Below are 19,989 nucleotides of genomic sequence, written 5' to 3'. Positions count from 1 at the left end.
TATCATGATTCCCGGCGAATATTTTATCGAGGATGGCTCCATCGAGCTCAACAAGGATCGGCAGACGCGCAAGATCGACGTTGCCAACTCCGGCGACAGACCGATCCAGGTGGGGTCCCACTATCACTTCTATGAAACGAATGAAGCGCTGCTGTTCGACCGGGAGGCCAGCCGTGGCTTCCGGCTCAATATTCCTGCCGGAACGGCAGTCCGCTTCGAGCCGGGGCAGGAGCGCACGGTCGAGCTCGTGGCGCTCGATGGTGGAAGAGAGGTTTACGGTTTCAACGCCAAGGTTATGGGCAAGCTCTAGGAGGCAAGGATGGTAACGATCACACGGCAGAACTACGCCGATCTCTACGGTCCGACCAAGGGCGACAGGCTTCGGCTGGCGGACACGGAACTCGTCATCGAGATCGAGGAAGATCACACCATATACGGCGAGGAGGTGACGTTTGGTGGAGGCAAGGTGATCCGCGACGGCATGGGTCAGAGCCAGCGGCCGGCGGCCGAGGTGGCCGATGTCGTCATCACCAATGTCATCATCATTGATCACTGGGGCATCATCAAAGCGGATGTCGGCATCAAGAATGGCCGAATTTCCGGCATCGGCAAATCAGGCAACCCCGATATCCAGCCGGGAATATCGATTATTGTCGGTGGCGCCACCGACGTCATCGCCGGCGAAGGGCGCATCCTCACCGCAGGCGGCGTCGACACCCATATCCACTTCATCGCACCACAACAGGCCGAAGAGGCGCTCGCGAGCGGCACGACGACGCTTGTTGGCGGAGGTGCGGGACCGACGGTCGGTACGCTCGCGACAACTGTTACCGCCGGCCCCTGGGCAATTCACCGGATGCTTGAGGCAGCGGAAGCGCTGCCCATCAATGTCGGCCTGCTTGGAAAGGGCAACATAAGCAAACCCGATCCGCTGCGGGAGCAGATTCGCGCCGGCGTTGTCGGTCTCAAGCTGCATGAAGACTGGGGAACGACACCGGCTGCCATCGACAATTGCCTGACGGTTGCCGACGAGATGGACATTCAGGTCGCGCTCCACAGTGACACGCTCAACGAGAGCGGCTTCGTTCGGGATACCCTGGCGGCGATGAAGGGACGTACCATCCACAGTTTCCACACCGAAGGCGCTGGCGGCGGGCATGCGCCTGACATCATTACCGCAGCCGGTGAAGAAAACGTCCTTCCGTCGTCTACAAACCCTACCAGGCCATTTACGATCAACACCATCGACGAACATCTCGATATGCTGATGGTCTGCCACCACCTCAGCCCGCAGATCCCGGAAGATGTTGCCTTTGCCGAGTCGCGTATCCGGCGCGAGACAATTGCGGCGGAAGACATTCTCCACGACCTTGGCGTCTTTTCGATGATGTCTTCGGATTCGCAGGCGATGGGCCGCATCGGCGAGACAACGCTTCGTTGCTGGCAGACCGCGCACAAGATGAAGGTCCAGCGTGGCCCACTGGCGGAAGACAGCGAGCGGAACGACAACTTTCGCGTCAAGCGCTATATCGCCAAATATACGATCAATCCGGCTCTGACGCACGGCTTTGCTCATGAGATCGGGTCCGTTCAGGTGGGAAAACGAGCAGACCTCGTTCTCTGGAAACCGGCATTTTTCGGCATCAAGCCACAGCTGGTGATGATCGGTGGAATGATCGCCATGGCCCCGATGGGTGACCCGAATGCGTCGATTTCCACACCGCAGCCAGTGCATTACCGCCCGATGTACGGCGTGCTCGGCCGCGCCCTCGGTTCGACAGGCGTCACATTCGTCTCGCAGGCGGCGCTTGATGACGGCATCGGTGAGAAACTGAAACTGAACAAGCAGCTCATCGCTGTCAGCGGTACCAGGACGGTGCGCAAGAAGGACATGATCCACAACAGCCGCACACCAAAGCTCGAGGTCGATCCGCAAAACTACAAGGTGCGCGTCGACGGAGAGCTGATCACATGCGAACCGGCCGACGTGCTGCCGATGTCGCAGCGGTATTTCCTCTTCTAGAAAGCGGGAATACCGGGTGTTTATGCGCCCGGTATTTCCAACAACAGGGCAGAAGCCTCCAGCCTGCGCGACAGGAGCACGTATTCATGAAGCTGAACCATTTTCCGGATCACCCCCTGTTTTCTTTCGTGGACTGGTCGCTGCGGGGCATCGGGCAGGTCGTCTTTCAGAACAACCCGCTGTCAGGCCTCGTCATCCTGGCCGCACTTGTCTGGAATTCATGGATCTACGCCGTCATCTGCATTCTCGGGGTCATCTCGAGCACGTTGACGGCGGTGATCCTGAGGGCTGACAGAGGAATGCTGCGTGACGGCCTTTACGGGTTCAATGGCGCACTGGTCGGCCTGGCGCTCGTTGCCTTCACCAGCGAGGATTTTCGGGCCGGCTCCATCCCGTCCATCGCGATGGTTGTCTACATCATCTGTGCTGCCGCCTTCACCACAATGGCGCTTGCCAGCATTGGTGCATTGCTGGCGCCTCACAAGGTGGCGCCGCTGACGATGCCGTTCGTCCTTGTCGGATGGCTCTTTCTCTTCGCTGTTCTGAAATTCGATGCCATCGATGCCGGCCCCATGGCCAAACCCATCTCGCCCGAGCAGTTTTCCGACACGGTGCCTTATGTCCTTTCAACCTGGTACGAAGGGATCGGCACGTCGATCGGTCAGATCTTTTTCCAGGACAACTGGATTTCCGGATATCTCATCCTGATTGCCATTGGCCTGAACTCCCGCATTTGCGCCGCGATGGGCTTGCTTGGAGCGATTGTCGGCACGCTGGTGGCTGCCCTGTATGGAGGACCGGAAGGGGCGGTACGTGACGGCCTTTTTGGCTACAACTCGGCCCTGACTGCCATGGCGCTCGGCGGTGTTTTTCTGGTGTTCACCTGGCGCAGCCTCCTCTACGCCATTTTTGGCGCTGTCATAGCAAGCTGGCTCTGGGCCTCGGTTGCCATCTTCCTGACGCCGATCGGCATGCCGGTCCTGACGTCAACCTTTGTTCTCGTAACCTGGCTTATGCTGCTGGGTCAGGGTGCATTCAAGGCACTCGTGCCAGTCCCACCCGCCGAATCCACCACACCGGAAGATAATCGCGCGCGCTATCTCAGGCACCAGGGTTGATCTTCAAAACGACGTCCACAGGATGCCTGTCGTTTTTGTCGCCGTGGCTGTTCTGATTTTTCGGCGACCTGCCGAAGAACAGGATTTGTGCCGCAGTGCTTTCCACCGACCATCATGCTCCTCGGACAAGACACAAAACGGCGCCACAGGGCGCCGTTGTTGTCTGGCTGAAGCCTCGGAACCTCCCGGCTATTCGCCGGCTACCTCGGTAACAGGATCCGGTTTGACCCCGAAGAGCCGTTCCTTCAGCCTTTCCCGACCGGTCTGGACAACCAGGTAAAGTACGGGAATGACGACAAGCCCGAGCACGGTACCCAGCAGCAGGCCGCCGAGCACCGTGGAGCCGATTGCCTGTCGACTGCCCGCACCAGCACCGGTTGCGATGACCAGTGGAACAACGCCAAGAATGGAGGCGAGTGCCGTCATCAGGACGGGTCTGAAGCGCTGGGATGTGCCCTCGGACGCCGCCTCGAAAATGCTCATACCCTCTTCACGGCGTTCCTTGGCGAATTCCACGATCAGGATCGCATTTTTTGCCGCAAGCCCGATCAGCAGCAGCAGGCCGATCTGGGCGTAGATGTTGAGATCGATGCCACCAACGACGAGGGCGCCGAGAGCGCCGACCACTGCGACCGCAACTGACAACATCACGGCAACCGGGACACTCCAGCTTTCATATTGCGCGACGAGGAAAAGATAGGTGAAGACGATGCCCATGATGAGGATAATGACCGTCTCGTTCCCCGATTGCTGCTCCTGAAGCGCCAGACCCGTCCACTCGAACCCGAAACCGGCAGGCAGTGCCTCGTTTGCCAGTCCACCCATGATCGTCAGGGCTTGCCCGGTGCTGGTGCCGGCGGCAGCCTGGCCGTTGATCGAGGCTGATGAGAACAGATTATAACGATTGACCGAGCTCGGCCCGTAGACCGTAGAGATGGAAAGCATGCTCTGGAGCGGAACAAGTTCCCCCGACTGACTGCGAACCCTCAGACGCTGGATGTCATCGATACGTTGGCGATAGGCTGCCTCGTCCTGCAGCCGGACCTGATACACACGCGAGAAAATGTTGAAATCGTCAACATATGTTGACCCCAGATGAGCCTGCAACGTCGCGAAAATCGCAGCGGGCGAAACACCATAGAGCTCGGCCCGCTTCCGGTCGATATCGAGATAAAGCTGCGGCACCTCAGCGGAGAAGGTACTGAAAACGCCGGCAAGTCCCGGTGTCCGGTTCGCCTGCATAATGAGATTTCGCATGACCTCGGCCAGTTCCTGCTGGCTCTGGCCAGCCTGGGCCTGCAGGCGGAAGTCAAAGCCGCCTGTCGTGCCGAGACCGGGAATTGCCGGGGGATTGAAGGGCACGATTGAAGCCGTGGAAATGGCCGCGAGCTGTGGGCGGAGCCGGTTGATCAACGCAAATGCGCTCTGGTCGGATCCACGTTCACTCCATGGCTTCAGTGCGGAAATGATCATTCCGCTGTTTGAACCGCCACCACCGACCATGCTGACACCGGCAATACCGATCGTGTTGGCGATCCCCGGCGTTTGCTGCAGCAGCGCACTTACCTGCGTGATTGTCTGCTGGGTGCGCTCGAGGGATGCAGCATTGGGAAGCTGCACGTTCATGAACAAATATCCCTGGTCCTCGGCAGGAACAAAACCGGTCGGAAGCATGCGGTAGAAACCAAAAATGCCGACCAGGACTGCGGCAAACAGCACGCCTGCGAGCACAAAACGTCGCGCGAACAGCGAAAACATTTTCAGATAAAACCGACGCGAGGAGTCCAGGCCATTGTTCAACTTGCCGAACAGTCCGGTCTTGTGTTCCCGGCCAGGCCTGAGAATGAGCACGCAAAGAGCCGGGCTCAATGTCAGCGCATTGATTGTTGAAAAAAGGACCGTCACGAGGATCGTCACGGCGAACTGGCGGTAGAGTTCCCCCGTGATCCCCGCCAGAAATGCAACCGGAACGAAGAGCGCAGCGAGAACGAGCGTGGTCGCAACGATCGGACCAGTGACCTGCTCCATGGTCGCAAGCGTTGCCGCACGAATGTCTATCGCCCGTTCGGTCATAAGTCGCTGGACGTTTTCAACGACGATGATGGCGTCGTCCACGACGAGACTGATTGCCAGAATGACTGCGAAAAGCGTGATCGTGTTGGCAGAGTAACCAAGAACGTAGAGGACGGCGAACCCGCCGATCAGCGAAACCGGGATCGTCAGCGTCGGGATCAGCGTTGCACGCCAATCCTGGAGGAAGGCGAACACGACGGCTACCACGAGGACGAAGGTAATCGCGAGCGTTACGAAGATTTCGCGGATGGTTTCCCGCACGAAAGACGTCGTGTCGAATACCATCGTATAGGCAACGTCATCGGGGAACTGTGTGGATAGCCTCTCGAGTTCGCCGAGCACTGCATTCGATACCGCAAGTGCATTGGCATCCGATGACTGATAGACGACGACGGTCGCGCTTGGATGACCATTGAGGGTCGAGGCCGTATCATATGACTGGGCGCCAAGTTCCACGCGCGCGACGTCTCGGAGCCTGACAACACCGCCATCACGGTTGCTGCGAACGATGATATCGCCGAATTCCGCCTCGTTGGCGAGGCGTCCCCGCGCCATGACGGTAAGCTGCAGCTGCTGTCCGGACATTGCCGGTGGCGAGCCGATCTGGCCAGCAGATGCCTGGGCATTCTGCGCTCGGATCGCAGCGGTGAGATCCGCAGCGGTGATACCGAGTGCCTCCATCCGGTCAGGCATCATCCATATACGCATGCTGTAGGTCGGGCCGAAGACACTCGCTTCGCCGACCCCGGGGAGCCGGGCAAGGGCATCGCGAATGTTTATCGTCGCATAGTTGCTGATGAAGACTTCGCTTTGCGTTCCCTTCGGTGAATAGATCGCCAAACCGAGCAGCATGCTTGACGAGCGACTCCGAACCGTCACGCCGGCCTGTGTGACGGCAGCGGGTAGGCGGGGCGTTGCCAGTGCAAGGCGGTTCTGGACATTGACCTGGGCAATAGCCGGATCAGTGCCGGCCTCGAAGGTCACAGTAAGAGAATAGGTGCCGTTATCGGTGCTCGACGAAGACATGTACATCATGCCCTCGACCCCGTTGACCTGCTCTTCGATCGGAGCGCCAACGCTGTCCGTCATCACGGTCGCACTGGCGCCGGGATAGCTGGCGGTCACCTGGACTTCAGGTGGTGTGATTTGCGGAAACTGGGCCACCGGGATCTGAAGAAGCGCTACGGTGCCAGCGATGAGCATCACGACTGCGATGACCATCGCGAAACGTGGGCGGCCAATGAATGGGGCGGAAATGTTCATTTTGGCACCACTGGCTGAGATGACGTCTTGTCTGCGATGATGTCGACAACGGACCCTTCAGTGACGTTCTGGAGACCTTCGATGATGACGTCTTCACCTCCCTCCAGACCACTCTCGACGATCCAGGCTCCGTTTCGTTGCTCGGACACGGTGATCCGGCGTTGAGTGGCCTTTTTATCCGCCGTCACCAGCATGACGTAACGTCCTTCCCGGTCCTGCTGTACGGCGCCAAGTGGCACAGTCGGGCGCTCCAACCGTGTGTTTTCCGAGACGACCACCGTTACGAACTGACCGGGGATCAGCAGGAAATCGCTGTTGGGGAAAACGGAGCGGATCGGCAGCGTCCCTGTTCCCTCATCGACTTCGCTGCCGAGGAACGTGACCGGTACAGTCTGGGGATAGATCTGGCCATTGGAGAGCCTCAGGCGCGTATGATAGCGAAGGGCCAGTTCATCCTTGCTCGCCCCGCCTGCCGCTTCGCGCAAATCCAGCAATGCACGATCGCTGACGGAAAAAACCACCCGGACGGGGTCAAGCTGAACGACACGCGCCAGCGCCGCTGATGACGGCGTCACGTAACTGCCGACGGAAAACGCAGCTGTTCCAATCCGTCCCTTCAGGGGCGAGATAATATGGCTGTAGCTGAGATTGAGCTCGGCTTGCTTCACGGCCGCTTCTGCCGACTGCGCACTTGCTGACGCAGTGTCACGTGCCGTTTCGCTCTGTTCCACGGTTGCGCGCGCGATGCTCTGGTTCAGGGATTGATTGCGCGCAAGCTGCCGTTCGGCATCGAGAAGGGTCGCATTTGCGCGGGTAAGATTGGCTCGCGCATCGGAAAGCGCGATCTCAAGAGCCCGGCTGTCAATTCTGAAAAGTTCCTGGCCTTCTTCGACTTCGGCCCCCTCTTCGAATGACCTTGCATCAATGAAGCCATCTATCCTCGAGCGGATGTCGACGGCATTCAATGCCTCAATGCGTCCCACAAACTCGTATTCCGGAGAAACATCATCCACGGCGACCTTCATCGTTGCGACTTTGGGCGCGTCCTGCGCACGTGCCGGAACCGTCATGCCAACTGAGGCCGCGATCATGGAGGCGAGGAGAACTTTAGAAAACCTGTCGGTAATTCCCATGCGTTACCCTCCGGAAAGCGTTAGTGGCCAGGGCAGATGCGGCAAATGCGAGCGTGCTTGCCATCGCCCTGCCCCGAGGTCGGCAGCCAGAGCATATTTCTGTAAAGCGCGGGTCGGGAAGCGAAAATTCCTGTTAAAGTACGGATTTTGCAGCCATTTAGCTAAATAGGGATACTGTGCACAAGACCGGGATAAACTGCACAAGACTGTTTGACCCGTGACCTTCGATTGCTTGCTGTAACCTCTCACACCGACGACCATTGATATTGTGGAACACGGCAGTTTGCCCACATAGCGTAAAGAGGCGGCCCTTCTTCTACATAGGGTTCTGCGGACAGAAACGACGACCGTTTCGGGCGAAGCCGTCCTGCTTCGCGTGCCTCCTTGGGTGTGACACCAAACTCACGTCGAAACGTGCGACTGTAAGTCGACGGGTCTGTAAACCCCCACTCTTCGGCGATTACGGAGATGGACCGCCTGTCATTTTCATTGGTCAGAATGTCCCTGGTCCGTAAAAGACGCTGGCGGCGGATGTAGTTGGAAATACCGCCACTGGTCTCGAATATCCGATAAAGCCTGGACCGTGAGACATTGAGGTCGCGGCACAATTTTTCGGGAGAAAGGTCGCGCATTGCCAGCTGTGTGGCGATAAGTTTTTTTGCGCGCATCATGATCACGGCGTTGATCGGTCCATCCGCTTCGAACACACGGTCGCGCGTCGGCGTGATGCAGGCCGACAGCAAAGAGGTTGTCGCGACGGCCATATGTTCGGCATCCCGCTCCACACGACCGGGGAGCGAATGATGCAGCAGCTGGATGTAGTCGATAATCAGCGCGGACATTTCTGGCCGGATAGCGAGATCATAGGGCTGCGAGAACGCAAAATCACGCGGCAGGATGAGAGCAATCGTTCCGTCATCTTCGCCTTCCGCCTCGTATGGCGAAGAAAGGCAATGCCAGTGGAATTGCCCACTGTGGTTCAGCAGGCCGTCCGGCAACAGGGTCAGCGGAATACTTAACACCCAGTGGTCGAAGACCGGCACTTTCTTGTTATTCCATCTCCGCCGATAGCCGGTGCGGGGATATTCCAGTGACAGCAGCGCGAGGTTGCCCAGTTGCCATACCCTCTGGCGCACCGCAAATGCCTCGAATTTTTCCCGTAATAACGTGACATCACCCAGATTTGAGTTCCAGGACCGATAGAGATCGAACTGTTCGGCAGGCGGCGCTTCGCGGGTATCGATGTCAATGATGCTGTTCAGGCGGGCCTGGCCATCGTTCTCTTCGGCAATATCAGCGTGGTGCTGCATTAGGGGCACTCTACCGTTTGAGCGCGTAAGGCAGATCGCAACCGGGAGATATCCAGAAAGCCGCATGTTTTTTACGAGCCTGCCAGAAGGCCACCTCACCAGCAACAAAGGCCGAACACAACTCTTGAGGACAACCGTTATATAAAAACTGAACCCAAGCAAAAGCTTAAGGGCTGAAATTGGATGGTCGAGGACAAACGTTATGGCCGACTTTATTCACATTAGTGAATTTGAATATATGCAGTTAATCCCAATTATGTGCAGGATGTCCCTTTCTCGTTCGGCGGCGCCCGAAGCATGCAAACTGCGATTTTTTCACGCGCTGGCGTCCGACAAGCCAAGCGCATTGCTGATGAGCAAGGTGTTCAACGTGGCGGCGCCGGTATCCATGTGGTTGCAGCTAAAGGCCAGTGGATGGCGGATTCCCTGCCAACCAAGAGCTCTGACTTCTTTCGGTGAAAGTCCGAACTCGCGTTTGAACATACGGCTATAGCTGGATGGGTCCGTAAAGCCGACATTCTCGGCAATTTGTGAAATGGAGTTCACGTTGGTCGTATCTGCGAGCGCGCGATATGTTTCCAACAGGCGTTTGCGGCGAATGTAGTTGGAGATTCCTCCAGCCGGCTCAAAAATCCGGTAAAGGCGTGAACGAGAGACGCCAACGCATTTGCAAAGATGCTCGGGGCTCAGATCCGGATCCGCAATCTGGACGCCTATCGCGCGAATGGCTCGGGTCGTAACCACGGCGTCGATTGGTGCCTGTGCCTGAACGAGTTTTTCGTGCGATGGCAACAGCACGGCTGCCAGCATGTGGGTGGTGGCTTCGGCGACCCTGGAGACACTGCTTTGTTTGAGGTGAACAAGATTTTGATGGAGCAGGATGAGATAATCGGCAAGAAATTCGACAGAATTTTCAGCGATCTCCGGGTGGAGAGGTGCGTCAACCGCGCCGTAGGGAAAGAACAGTGCAATCAGCCGTCCTTTGCTCTCGAAGTCACCCGGCGCGGCAAGATTGGCCATGCGAAGCCGTCGCCGTGGTGATCCGTCCTTCGGGCCGGATGCCTCACTGTTTCTGACTGTCACGACCCAATTGTCGACAGCTGGCTTTTTCTTGTGCTCCCAGCGGAGCAGATGGCCGGGGGAGGTATCGATTACGGCAAACGCAATATCGGCGATCTGCCAGATTTTCTCGCTGGCTTCAAAGGTGGCGGTTTCTCCCTCCGCGAGGCCGACATCGATGATATCCGAATGCCAGTTCCGGAAAAACTCGAAGCGTTCAAGCGCGCTGACGCCGGCCGTGTCACATTCTACCGTGCTTCTCAGCGGATCATCCACAAATTCGGCGGATGACATCTGCCCACATTCTACCCGTGCATTCATGATATCTCTCCTTGAACCCAAGAGTGAAAAAACATGAAGTAACCAGCATCGACGCTGCGCTGGTGCATCGTGATAGGAAGCCGATTTTTAACGAAGCACAATGTTGACCGTGTGCCGAAGGTTAAGCGCAAGTGAATGTTATTATTACAATTCAAGGTCTGTAAAGAAAAGATGCAAAAACTTCTGCTTCGCGGCAAACGTGTTGCAAAGCAGCAAATATGGCAGCGCGACTACGCCTGTTTCATTCAAAGATCGATCCTAGTTCCTGCGACGCGGTGATGAATGACAGTCCGTGCCGGAAAGATCCTCTTTCCAGGAAACTGATTGTCTCCATGACGACGATTGGATTGTAGGTCATGAAGGTGTGCGTTGCGTGCACGACGAGATGATCTGCCGCGCCACTGAGCCGGGTGGATTCAACCGTCACCTTCCCATCGTTTGGGCCGGGTAAAATCGAGTTGAACAGCGGATTGATGGAAAGGTCACCGGCAATAATCCCGACCGGATAATCAGGTGATGGGAGAATACGCGAGATTGCACCCGCTCCGGTGCCGAGCTCCTGCCCGGCCGGACCGTTGATCCAGTCGAAAGGCGGAAAATCGCCGAACACATCGACGATCTCGGAGCCATGGTTGGGCGGGGCAAGCATTACCACCCTGCCAAGAGATTCGGGGGCTGGCCTTTGTGCCAGCCAGTAACGAATGAGAATGCCGCCGAGCGAGTGTGTGACGAAATGCACGGGTTGTGCGCTGCAGCGTTCTACCGCGAGGCCTATGTAGCCCACCAGTTCTGAAACCTTTGCTGTCGTTGAGGGATATTCGGCGCTTACCACTTGATAGCCCTGCCGGCTCAGCGCCTTATCGATCAGCCAGAAAGAACCGGCGCCGCGGGCGAGGCCATGCACGAGGACGACGCACCCCGAACCATTGCGAAGCGGTTTTGCGGTTGCCGTTTCTCCATGAAGAACGAGCCACATCAGCATGACAAGATACGTCATGGCTTTCGTGTGTCCTGACGCCAGCATGCCGTTACTCCAAAATTTTCAGAGTGTACGTTTGTATATGACCATCCTTCATGAGCAGCGCGAAATTCGATCGCGGATTTCGACCAGTGCAAGGTAATGACGCCACCAGTCCCTCATCCTAGAAAGACCAGAAGAGTGGGACGACGAAGACTGAAACGATGAAGAACCAGACGAACAGCGGCAGACCAAGCCTCCAGTATTCACGAAAGCGATAACCGCCAGGCCCCATGACCATTGCGTTGGCGGGTGATGCTATCGGCGTCAAGAACGCTGCCGCAGTTGCAATTGCGATGCTCATCAGAACAGGACGCGGTGAGATGCCCATGCCGGTCGCTGCTGCGATCCCAATCGGGACCATGATCAGGGCGGTTGCCGTGTTGCTGATCAACTGTCCAAGTATTGCGGTCAGCAGGAACAGGCCGGCCAGAAGTCCCGTCGGGCTGATGTCTCCAACCAGATTGGCAAGTTGCCTCGAGATCAGCGGTGCAGCGCCCGTCTCAATCATGACTGCAGCAAGCGGCTTCATTGCTGCTATGAGAATGACAGTGCTCCATCCTATAGCCCTGAAGCATTGTTCTGGTGTCAGGATGCCGGAAAGAACGATCGCGCCTGCCGCGAGAATACCGGCGACGGCTGGAGGAACGATACCGGTTACAAGCAGAACGATCATGGCGGCCAGGATTGCGACTGTTTGCCTGGCAGCGGCCCCCATGGGGACAGCCTGCCTGCGAACGAGTTCGGGCGAACTGACGATGAGCACGTCCGGGTCGTTCAGGCGCACATCAAGTGCCTTCCATGTTCCCTGCAGCAGCATCGTGTCTCCGGCCTCCAGCGAGGTCGCGCCTGCATCGCCGTTGGCACTGAGGCCATCGACAGACTTGCCCGCCTTCTGGACGGCAAGAATGATAAGATCACCACTTTCGGTGACCATGCCGGGAAAGACTGTCTGGCCGATCAGTTGCGATCGCGGCGGGATAGCAACTTCCGCCAGTCCGGACTGGTGATTGAAAAGGATATCGTCCGAGTTTTCCTCGTGTTCCCGCAACGACAAATGCAGGTCCACGGCAAGTTTGGCGATCACGTCGGGATTTCCGCTCAAAAGGAGATGATCATTTTCCTCGATATGCGCCCGTCTTATCGGCTGGGCGGTGTCACCCTCATGCACCGCCACCAGCCGGGCGCCGACATAGGGGGCCATGTCGACCGTCGAGACAGCCTTGCCCATGCAGGGCGAGGTGGAGCGAACACGCAGGCGGTGGAGATTTGCTCCAATCCCGTATTGTTCCACCAACGTCCGTGCATGACGGCTGAAATCCGAAGGGATCGAAGGACCGTTTCGTTGCGGTAACAGTCGTTCGCCGAACAGGATGATGATCAGCATGCTGCCAGCGAGAAGGGGTAGCCCGACAAGAGCAAATTCGAAGAATGCGAAACCTGCAGCGCCGGCGTCGATACTCGCGTCGGAGACAAGAACGTTTACCGGGGTGCCGGTCAACGTCAACATCGACCCCGCATGGGCGGCGAAGACGAGCGGGAGAAGGAATTGGGACGTTTTTTGTCCAAGCCGAACCGAAGTGACGACAACGACAGGTAAAAAGGCCGCCACCGCTCCATAGATACCGGTCAGTGCCGTCAGCATGGCAACCAGGCTCATCATGATAAGGAAGAACCGGCTGCGGCTTTTTTTCCCGGCATCCCACAATAACCGCTTGCCCATCCAGACCGTGACGCCGGTGAGCTCAAGCGCGGAGCTGACGACGAAAAGCGTTGCTATAAAAATGACAGCGGGATCACCGAAGCCGGCAAGGGTCTGGTCAAGACTGAGCAGGCCTGTCGCCCACAGGGACAGGCAAGTCAGCATGGCGACGACAACGGCCGGCACCCTGTTCGAGATGAACAAAACTATTGCGGCAACGATGATGATTGCAACGAGGGCTACCGGGCTCAATCCTGCTTCCCTTTGACAAACCCGACTTGATACGGTTTTCAATACGGCTGCCTGACGCCAGCACGCCTGAACCTCGATGATCAGGATGAGCCGGAGGCCGCGATAAGTCATGGGATCACAGTCCCGAATCTACGCAACCCGTCCCGGACTGGCGGAACAAGGGCGATTTTTCGTGGTAAGCCGTTGATCCCATGTGACGACCGGTTTGAGCTGAGTTAGTATGCCGCCGGTCGCTCAGTGGCTTTGAGTGTGCCGGAAGGTAATGCACCAGCGCTTCGGCTCACTGAGGTAAAAATGCGCAGGCGAAGCATATTCTTGGTTGCTGTTTTTTCTGCCTGTCTGGTGGCCTGTGCACCACGAACGGGATTGCTGACCGTAACGTCGCCTGTCGCGAACGCCGATCAGATTACTCTTATTGCCGCAACAACGCGGGAGCCGGTCAAAGATCCCGGCGTATTGTTCGGCGGTGATCGCGGCGCCTCGGTTTCCTATAGCAGGATCGTCGTTTCAGTCCCTCGCAATCGAAAACCCGGTACACTTGAACTCCCCCGGCGGCCGCCCGGAAATCCGGATCGCAATTTTGTCGCGACATCGGTGACCTCGATCAAAACTGAGGATGTTGCGGCTGCATTCCGGGGGCCACACCGGCGCAAGGCTTTCGTCTATGTGCATGGTTTCAGAACAACGTTTGACCGCTCCGTTTTCCGCTTCGCACAACTAGTGCACGATACGGATGCAGACGCCGTGCCGATCCTTTTTTCCTGGCCATCTCGCGGGCAGTTTCTGGACTACAAGCGCGACTTCGACAACGCGTCCTATTCCCGATCGGATCTGGCGAACCTGTTGCAAGCCGCCATAGATAGTAAATCCATCGATGAAGTTGTCGTGCTGGCCCATTCGATGGGTGCCTGGCTTGCGGTTGAGGCGGTCAGACAGGTTGCTCTTCAACGACACGGTGTCCCGCGTAAAATCTCCAACCTCATCCTTGCATCTCCGGATCTCGACGTCGGCGTCTTCCGGCGACAGGTCGAAGACATGGGGGCGACGCGTCCGCAGATCACCATTTTCGCGGCGCAGACAGATCGGGCTCTTCGGCTTTCGCAGTTTATCGCGCGCGGTGGTGCCCGTCTCGGGGGGATCGATCCATCGCAGGAAGACTACCAGCGAGCCTTGGCTGATCTTTCCGGCGTGACCGTTCTTGATCTCAGCGCGCTGAGTTCGGGAGATCGTACCAACCACGCGCTCTATGCCACCCGGCCCGAGGCCGTCCGCTTGATCGGCGATCGACTGCTGCGAGGCCAGAAAATCTCGGATGTCGACGTCGCAGGTCCGGCAACGACAATTGATGCCATTGGTGCTGTCGCAACCTTTGCGGTGACCGCTCCGATCCTGATATTCGACATGGCCACGACCCCCTAGATTTTCCAATTCTGCTTTGCGAAGCCCTCGATGCGGCGCTGAAAATGGGACGATCAGCCCAATTTTGGGATTTGTCGCTCATCATTAATGTTGCCGCAGTTGCTAGCGTAGCGAGGTGACCTTGCCCGGCAGAGAGATCCGGTCACGTGATGTCCCGCAACTCGGCACTGAAGGCGGGCGTGAACGAGGCCGGCGCTGCAAGCAGGGAGATTTTGTTTGTCGCCAATCCAGAGCACCGGTCTGATAATCTTTGCGACAATCGCTCTTTTCGCATGGAACAGGCTGCCGGTTATTGCTGTCGCTTTCGCGGCGACACTTTCGCTCTGGGCCGCAGGGCTTGTCACCTTGGAACAGGCCTTTGCGGGTTTCGGGGATCGTGCCGTTCTGTTTATCGCCAGTCTCTTCATCATCAGCGCTGCGCTTGAACGGACCGGCGTGACCGCATGGTGCGGACAAAGGCTGATCGCTCAGGCTGGCGGAAACAATCGCACCAGGCTCCTGCTTATTCTCATGCTCGCCGTCGGTTGCCTGACGTCGCTCGTCAGCGGAAGCGGGGCTGTTGCAGCGATGATGCCTGTTGCCGTGCTGGCGGCTGTTCGCCTCGGTCAATCGCCTGCGCAATTGCTGATGCCGCTCGCTTTTGCTGCCCACGCCGGGGCCAATCTCCTTCTGACTGGTTCGCCCAAGAATTTCCTCGTCTCCGAGGCTTTGGAAGATTCCGGGCGAGAGGGGTTCGGGTTCATCGAATTTGCCTATATCGGCGTGCCGCTTCTCGCCGGAACAATCCTGATCGTACTCCTGGTCGGAAGATACCTGCTTCCACGTAAAAGCAATGTCCGGCTGCCCGCCGACTTCAGCCGCCATGCCCAGACGCTTGTCGAACACTACGGTCTGCGGGACGGGCTCTTCCGGTTGAGGATCCGCGACAGTTCTCCCTTGGTCGGAGTAACGGCGGACAACGTCGATCTGGGCGGTGGAAGCGAGATACAGGTCATGGCCGTTCAGGCACTTGCCTCTGGTTTACCTGCTCGCAGCAGGAGCATCACACCGGATGACTATCTGCTCGTTCGAGGCACCGCACAGGCTGTTGCGGAAGCAGCCGCACGGCTTCATCTTGCCATTCGCGAGGACGCGCCTGTAGAGGGTGGAAATTCGGCCTTCAACCGGCGCTCCGGCCTGGCAGAGGTGATGGTTCCGCCACGCTCCGGCCTCATAGGGCGCCCGATGTTTCCAGGCATTGCGACGGAAAGTGGTGATCTGATCGTTTTGGCGGTGCATCGAAGGGGCGAGGAAATCGATTACGCCAACCCGACGCTGGAGGCAGGTGACACCATTCTTCTCGAAGGCAGTTGGGAAGCGCTCGACCTGCGCCTCAACGATCCCGATGTGCTGGTTGTCGATTCACCCGACCTCGTTCGCCGGCAGGCCGTTCCAATGGGGCCGGGAGCAAAGGTTGCGGTGGTGGCACTGATCGGCCTTGTCGTGATGCTGGCGACCAACATCGTGCCGCCCGCGGTTGCGGGCATTCTGTGCGCATGTGTTCTGGTCGCGTCGGGCGTTATTACGCCCGAGCAATCCTATCGCGCCGTTCACTGGACGACGGTAATGCTCGTGGGGGCGATGATGCCGATTTCGACCGCCATGATGCAATCAGGTACGGCAGCTTTCGTGGCCGATGAACTTGTCTCGGCAATCGGCTCAGCCGGTCCGACAGCGCTCGTTGCCGGTTTATTTGTGCTCACGGCCTCTCTTGGGCAGGTGATGAGCAATACGGCTACAACCATGCTTGTCATTCCAATCGCAATGGCGGCTGCATCTGCCATGCAAATTGATCCGCAGCCGGTTCTCATGAGCCTCTGTGTTGCCGGTTCCGCGTCCTTCATGACGCCGATTGCCACGACAACCAACATGATGGTGATGGGACCAGGCGGCTACCGGTTCGGTGATTACTGGAAGCTTGGGACGCCGCTCATGGTGTTTTTCTTCCTGATCGCCGTTTTCATGGTTCCGCTGATCTGGCCGTTCTAGCCGCATGATCGATTTGAGACGGAACGCATGGTTTTGGGACAGTGAACCGATTGTTCCAACTCGGATTTTTGCAACTATGCCTGATTGCCCTGCACCGCAGGTCGCAGCCATTGGCGATCCTCTCCAGGAAGGGACATCGACTTTATGAGTAACCCAACGCTGGTCGGCCCTGTTTTTCTGATCGCAACGATCGCGTTTATATCTGCGCTGCAGGTCGCCGCTGCGGTTTTTGCACCGATCGCCGGTGCACTTCTTGTGATTGCCCTTGTCTGGCCGGTTCAGAAGACTCTCCAGAACCGCCTTCCAAGACTGCTGGCACTGGCGATTGTGGTCGGGATAATCATCTGTGTCTTCACAGCGCTTGCATCCGTCAGTGCATGGGGTTTCGGCCGTATCGGTCGCTCCGTCGTCAGCGACGCCCCCCGCTTCCAGATGCTTTACAGCAATCTTGTGACGTGGCTGGAAGGACATGGCATCGTTGTCGCCGGGCTGTGGGCCGAACATTTTAACGTCGGTTGGCTGCTTCGAATGCTGCAGGGCGTGACAGCCCGGCTGAATACGACGATTTCCTTCTGGATCGTTGTCGTCGTCTATGTATTGCTCGGGCTCCTCGATACCGACGCCGTCGCGCGCAATATCCGAAGGGCATTGGCAAAAGACACGGCGGATGCAGTCATTGGTGGTGCTATGCAGACCGCGGCCAAGCTCCGACGCTACATGTTTGTACGCACGCTGATGAGCCTTGCGACTGGCATTATGGTCTGGGTGTTGTCGGCGGTCTTCGGATTGCGCTTTGCCACAGAATGGGGCGTCATTGCGTTTGCGCTGAACTACATTCCCTTCATGGGGCCGTTCATTGCGACGCTTCTGCCAAGTGCCTACGCTCTGGCGCAGTTTGGATCGCCGGAAGCAGCGATCTTTATTTTCGCCGGCCTGAACGTGATACAATTCGCGATCGGAAGCTATATAGAGCCGCGTGTTGCAGGATATGCGCTGGCGATGTCGCCTTTCCTGGTGTTGTTCTCGGTGTTTTTCTGGTCATCAATATGGGGTGTGTTCGGCGCATTCATCGGCGTGCCGATCACGATCGCGATCATCACGTTCTGCGCACAGTTCGCCGGAACCCGCTGGATAGCAGTGGTTCTTGGCGCATCTTCCGGGCGAGATACAACAGACGACGTGCCTGACAGCGGCAGCCAGACATGAATGTCGGGTCTCTTTCACGGTATCGGCACGAACGCATCAATAGTATCCAGGGAGATACGTTCGCAGCAACCCAACGGACCATCAGCCCCGAATACCGCCTTGGATTACTACCGACGAAGCCGTCGTATCTCCATCACGCGTCCAGTGCGGGAACTGAGCGAAATTTCGAAATCGCCGCTGCCTCGCCTGGCATGATAAACGAATGTCCGGCCCCTGCAATCGACGCGGCGGACATTTCGGAAGCCGCGGTTCTGAATGAGTTGTTGACCCTGCCTGCACGTTATCGCGCGGCCAAAATTGAGATTGGAACCGACATGAATGTTGATCGACACGGCATAGGCTGGAGCCGGTACCGATACAGGCAAGATAAGGCAAGCAGCGAGAGCAAACGCAGACCATGTTGCGGGGCGCATCTTGTTTCCTCCACCAGTGAGACGCTCAGGGAATAGTTTGGGTCTGCGGGACGATGTCAACAACGGGGCGTAAATCATGGATATATTAGGGACGCAGCGCCAATTTCGGGGACGATTTACGCATCACATGCGAGAAAGGCGCGGTGTGGTCATTTCAGATTTCATTTCGGCTTCTGCAGACCGACGTGAATTCTCGGCAGCCAGAATTGTGTGGATTGACATGAGAATAGCGACCTGCTCACCTGCGCACTGGTCATGACGTCGCACGTCCTCCCGTGAAAGGTTGTACCTTGTCTGAAAGACCCTGCGGCAGATTCTGGGCCGATATGCGTTGCAGTTCCTCTAACCGCTCTCATGCCTGCAGTATCGAAATCCGTAATAAGCGTGGTTTTTCCATGCGAAAACACTGTTAACCGGTTGATGGGATTTTTCCCGCGCTCTAACGTTGGAGGTTGCGATGACGTCGAAGAATGGTCCCCTGCGTGTCGGCATCGGTGGTCCCGTAGGCTCGGGCAAAACGGCTTTGACCGAAAAATTATGCAAGGCCATGCGCGACCATTATTCGGTCGCCGTCGTCACGAACGATATCTACACGAAGGAAGACGCCGAGGCACTGGTTCGCATGCAGGCCTTGTCATCCGACCGCATCGTCGGCGTGGAAACCGGCGGATGCCCGCATACGGCAATCCGTGAGGACGCCTCGATCAATCTTCAGGCCATAGCAGACCTCAATGGCCGCTTTCCGGATCTTGACGTGGTGTTTATCGAATCTGGCGGAGACAATCTCGCCGCAACATTTTCACCGGATCTCGCAGACCTGACGATCTATGTTATCTCGGTCTGCCAGGGTGAAGAAATCCCTCGCAAGGGCGGACCTGGCATCACCCGGTCCGATCTTCTGGTTATCAACAAGATGGACCTCGCGCCTCATGTCGGCGTCGATCTTGATGTCATGAATAAGGATGCACTGCGCATGCGCGCGGCATTGCCCTTCGTTTTCTCTGACATGAAACGCGGAGACGGGGTCGACAGGGTGTTGCAGTTCCTGCAGGTCCAGGGCGGGCTTTAGACTGCATGCTGCGACTTCTCACACAATCAACGTATGCTCCGGCAGCCATTCTGCCACGTGTCGGGCATCTCAGCTTCCTGAATGATAGCCTCGCTTAGGCCACCCCTTCCAGGGCGATACCATGCCTACGAAATGCCGCATGTTCAAATAAGACCCGGCGCGCGGTCTGGGTCTAATTAGAGCAATCCTCGAAGACACGGGCTCGAGCACGGAACCCAGCTCACCCTGGCGTCCACGGAATGTATCATAGCCGTAGATGGTCTTGAGTATCTGCAAAGGTTCGGCGGTCACGGCGTCTTTCTTCTGCGTTGGATGATTTGCGCATCATGGCCAAATCCGGATTTATGGCAATCTCGAACGGCTGGATCGGCACAGAAAGAGAGGCAGATTACGAGCCAGAAGATGCATAGGTTTGAGTGCTTGGAACGCAAAAACCCTCCGCGGCGGGAGGGCATTTTATTGTATGATAGTCTTTGAGGGGATTTGGTTGCGGGGGCAGGATTTGAACCTGCGGCCTTCAGGTTATGAGCCTGACGAGCTACCGGGCTGCTCCACCCCGCGTTACCAGCGCAAGTTCGCAGA

At 57.4% G+C, this 19,989-nt stretch carries 13 protein-coding genes and 1 tRNA gene; 7 read left to right on the top strand and 7 right to left on the bottom strand.

Translation table 11 applies throughout. The annotated features are described in order from the left end of the window. Positions 1-4: 4 nt before the first annotated feature. From PL640_RS17795 to PL640_RS17785, 3 genes are all read left to right on the top strand, one after another. Entirely contained in the window at positions 5-310 is a 306-nt protein-coding gene (locus PL640_RS17795) for an urease subunit beta (RefSeq protein WP_142842997.1), read from the top strand. A gap of 9 nt (positions 311-319) precedes the next feature. Beyond that, a complete protein-coding gene (gene ureC / locus PL640_RS17790) occupies positions 320-2,023 on the top strand; it encodes an urease subunit alpha (protein ID WP_271362867.1) in 1,704 nt (567 codons plus the stop codon). 86 nt (positions 2,024-2,109) lie between these two features. After that, complete coding sequence (locus PL640_RS17785) at positions 2,110-3,141, top strand: urea transporter (RefSeq protein ID WP_271362866.1); 1,032 nt, start codon at positions 2,110-2,112, stop codon at positions 3,139-3,141. A gap of 189 nt (positions 3,142-3,330) precedes the next feature. Here the strand turns inward: PL640_RS17785 and PL640_RS17780 are convergent, their stop codons facing one another. From PL640_RS17780 to PL640_RS17755, 6 genes are all read right to left on the bottom strand, one after another. Next, entirely contained in the window at positions 3,331-6,477 is a 3,147-nt protein-coding gene (locus PL640_RS17780) for an efflux RND transporter permease subunit (RefSeq protein WP_271362865.1), read from the bottom strand. Further along, entirely contained in the window at positions 6,474-7,610 is a 1,137-nt protein-coding gene (locus tag PL640_RS17775) for an efflux RND transporter periplasmic adaptor subunit (RefSeq protein ID WP_271362864.1), read from the bottom strand. Before PL640_RS17775 ends, PL640_RS17780 begins: the two co-directional genes overlap by 4 nt. Positions 7,611-7,855: 245 nt before the next feature. Beyond that, positions 7,856-8,920: a helix-turn-helix domain-containing protein gene (locus tag PL640_RS17770; protein ID WP_271362863.1), complete on the bottom strand. Its 1,065-nt coding sequence runs from the start codon at positions 8,918-8,920 to the stop codon at positions 7,856-7,858. A 315-nt stretch (positions 8,921-9,235) separates the two neighbouring features. After that, positions 9,236-10,300: a helix-turn-helix domain-containing protein gene (locus tag PL640_RS17765; RefSeq protein ID WP_271362862.1), complete on the bottom strand. Its 1,065-nt coding sequence runs from the start codon at positions 10,298-10,300 to the stop codon at positions 9,236-9,238. A 241-nt stretch (positions 10,301-10,541) separates the two neighbouring features. Next, the gene (locus PL640_RS17760; protein WP_271362860.1) at positions 10,542-11,297 is read right to left on the bottom strand and encodes an alpha/beta fold hydrolase; all 756 of its coding nucleotides are present in this window, start codon (positions 11,295-11,297) and stop codon (positions 10,542-10,544) included. Between the two features lie 145 nt (positions 11,298-11,442). Next, positions 11,443-13,272: an SLC13 family permease gene (locus PL640_RS17755; protein ID WP_271362859.1), complete on the bottom strand. Its 1,830-nt coding sequence runs from the start codon at positions 13,270-13,272 to the stop codon at positions 11,443-11,445. Between the two features lie 315 nt (positions 13,273-13,587). Between PL640_RS17755 and PL640_RS17750 the strand changes: the two genes are divergently transcribed. From PL640_RS17750 to ureG, 4 genes are all read left to right on the top strand, one after another. Continuing rightward, positions 13,588-14,691: an alpha/beta hydrolase gene (locus PL640_RS17750; RefSeq protein ID WP_271362857.1), complete on the top strand. Its 1,104-nt coding sequence runs from the start codon at positions 13,588-13,590 to the stop codon at positions 14,689-14,691. A 216-nt stretch (positions 14,692-14,907) separates the two neighbouring features. Continuing rightward, a complete protein-coding gene (locus PL640_RS17745; RefSeq protein ID WP_271362855.1) occupies positions 14,908-16,719 on the top strand; it encodes an SLC13 family permease in 1,812 nt (603 codons plus the stop codon). Positions 16,720-16,863: 144 nt separating this feature from the next. Beyond that, positions 16,864-17,925 (top strand): AI-2E family transporter, encoded by a 1,062-nt coding sequence (locus PL640_RS17740; protein ID WP_405049196.1) that lies wholly within the window; start codon positions 16,864-16,866, stop codon positions 17,923-17,925. Positions 17,926-18,795: 870 nt separating this feature from the next. Then, positions 18,796-19,407, top strand: coding sequence for an urease accessory protein UreG (gene ureG / locus PL640_RS17735; protein WP_269702265.1), 612 nt, complete (start codon positions 18,796-18,798; stop codon positions 19,405-19,407). Between the two features lie 484 nt (positions 19,408-19,891). On the opposite strand, the gene PL640_RS17730 is transcribed toward ureG, so the two are convergent. After that, positions 19,892-19,968: transfer RNA gene (locus PL640_RS17730), tRNA-Met, on the bottom strand. Positions 19,969-19,989 lie beyond the last annotated feature (21 nt).

It is taken from the genome of Agrobacterium sp. ST15.16.024 (assembly GCF_027956545.1).
Classification (GTDB): Bacteria; Pseudomonadota; Alphaproteobacteria; order Rhizobiales; family Rhizobiaceae; genus Agrobacterium; species Agrobacterium cucumeris.
This window is presented reverse-complemented; position numbering and strand designations above follow the sequence as displayed.

Coding starts and splice junctions, on each gene's coding strand:
- PL640_RS17795 (WP_142842997.1), top strand. CDS start 5: ATGATTCCCGGCGAATATTTTATCGAGGATGGCTCCATCGAGCTCAAC.
- ureC (WP_271362867.1), top strand. CDS start 320: ATGGTAACGATCACACGGCAGAACTACGCCGATCTCTACGGTCCGACC.
- PL640_RS17785 (WP_271362866.1), top strand. CDS start 2,110: ATGAAGCTGAACCATTTTCCGGATCACCCCCTGTTTTCTTTCGTGGAC.
- PL640_RS17780 (WP_271362865.1), bottom strand. CDS start 6,477: ATGAACATTTCCGCCCCATTCATTGGCCGCCCACGTTTCGCGATGGTC.
- PL640_RS17775 (WP_271362864.1), bottom strand. CDS start 7,610: ATGGGAATTACCGACAGGTTTTCTAAAGTTCTCCTCGCCTCCATGATC.
- PL640_RS17770 (WP_271362863.1), bottom strand. CDS start 8,920: ATGCAGCACCACGCTGATATTGCCGAAGAGAACGATGGCCAGGCCCGC.
- PL640_RS17765 (WP_271362862.1), bottom strand. CDS start 10,300: ATGAATGCACGGGTAGAATGTGGGCAGATGTCATCCGCCGAATTTGTG.
- PL640_RS17760 (WP_271362860.1), bottom strand. CDS start 11,297: ATGACGTATCTTGTCATGCTGATGTGGCTCGTTCTTCATGGAGAAACG.
- PL640_RS17740 (WP_405049196.1), top strand. CDS start 16,864: ATGAGTAACCCAACGCTGGTCGGCCCTGTTTTTCTGATCGCAACGATC.
- ureG (WP_269702265.1), top strand. CDS start 18,796: ATGACGTCGAAGAATGGTCCCCTGCGTGTCGGCATCGGTGGTCCCGTA.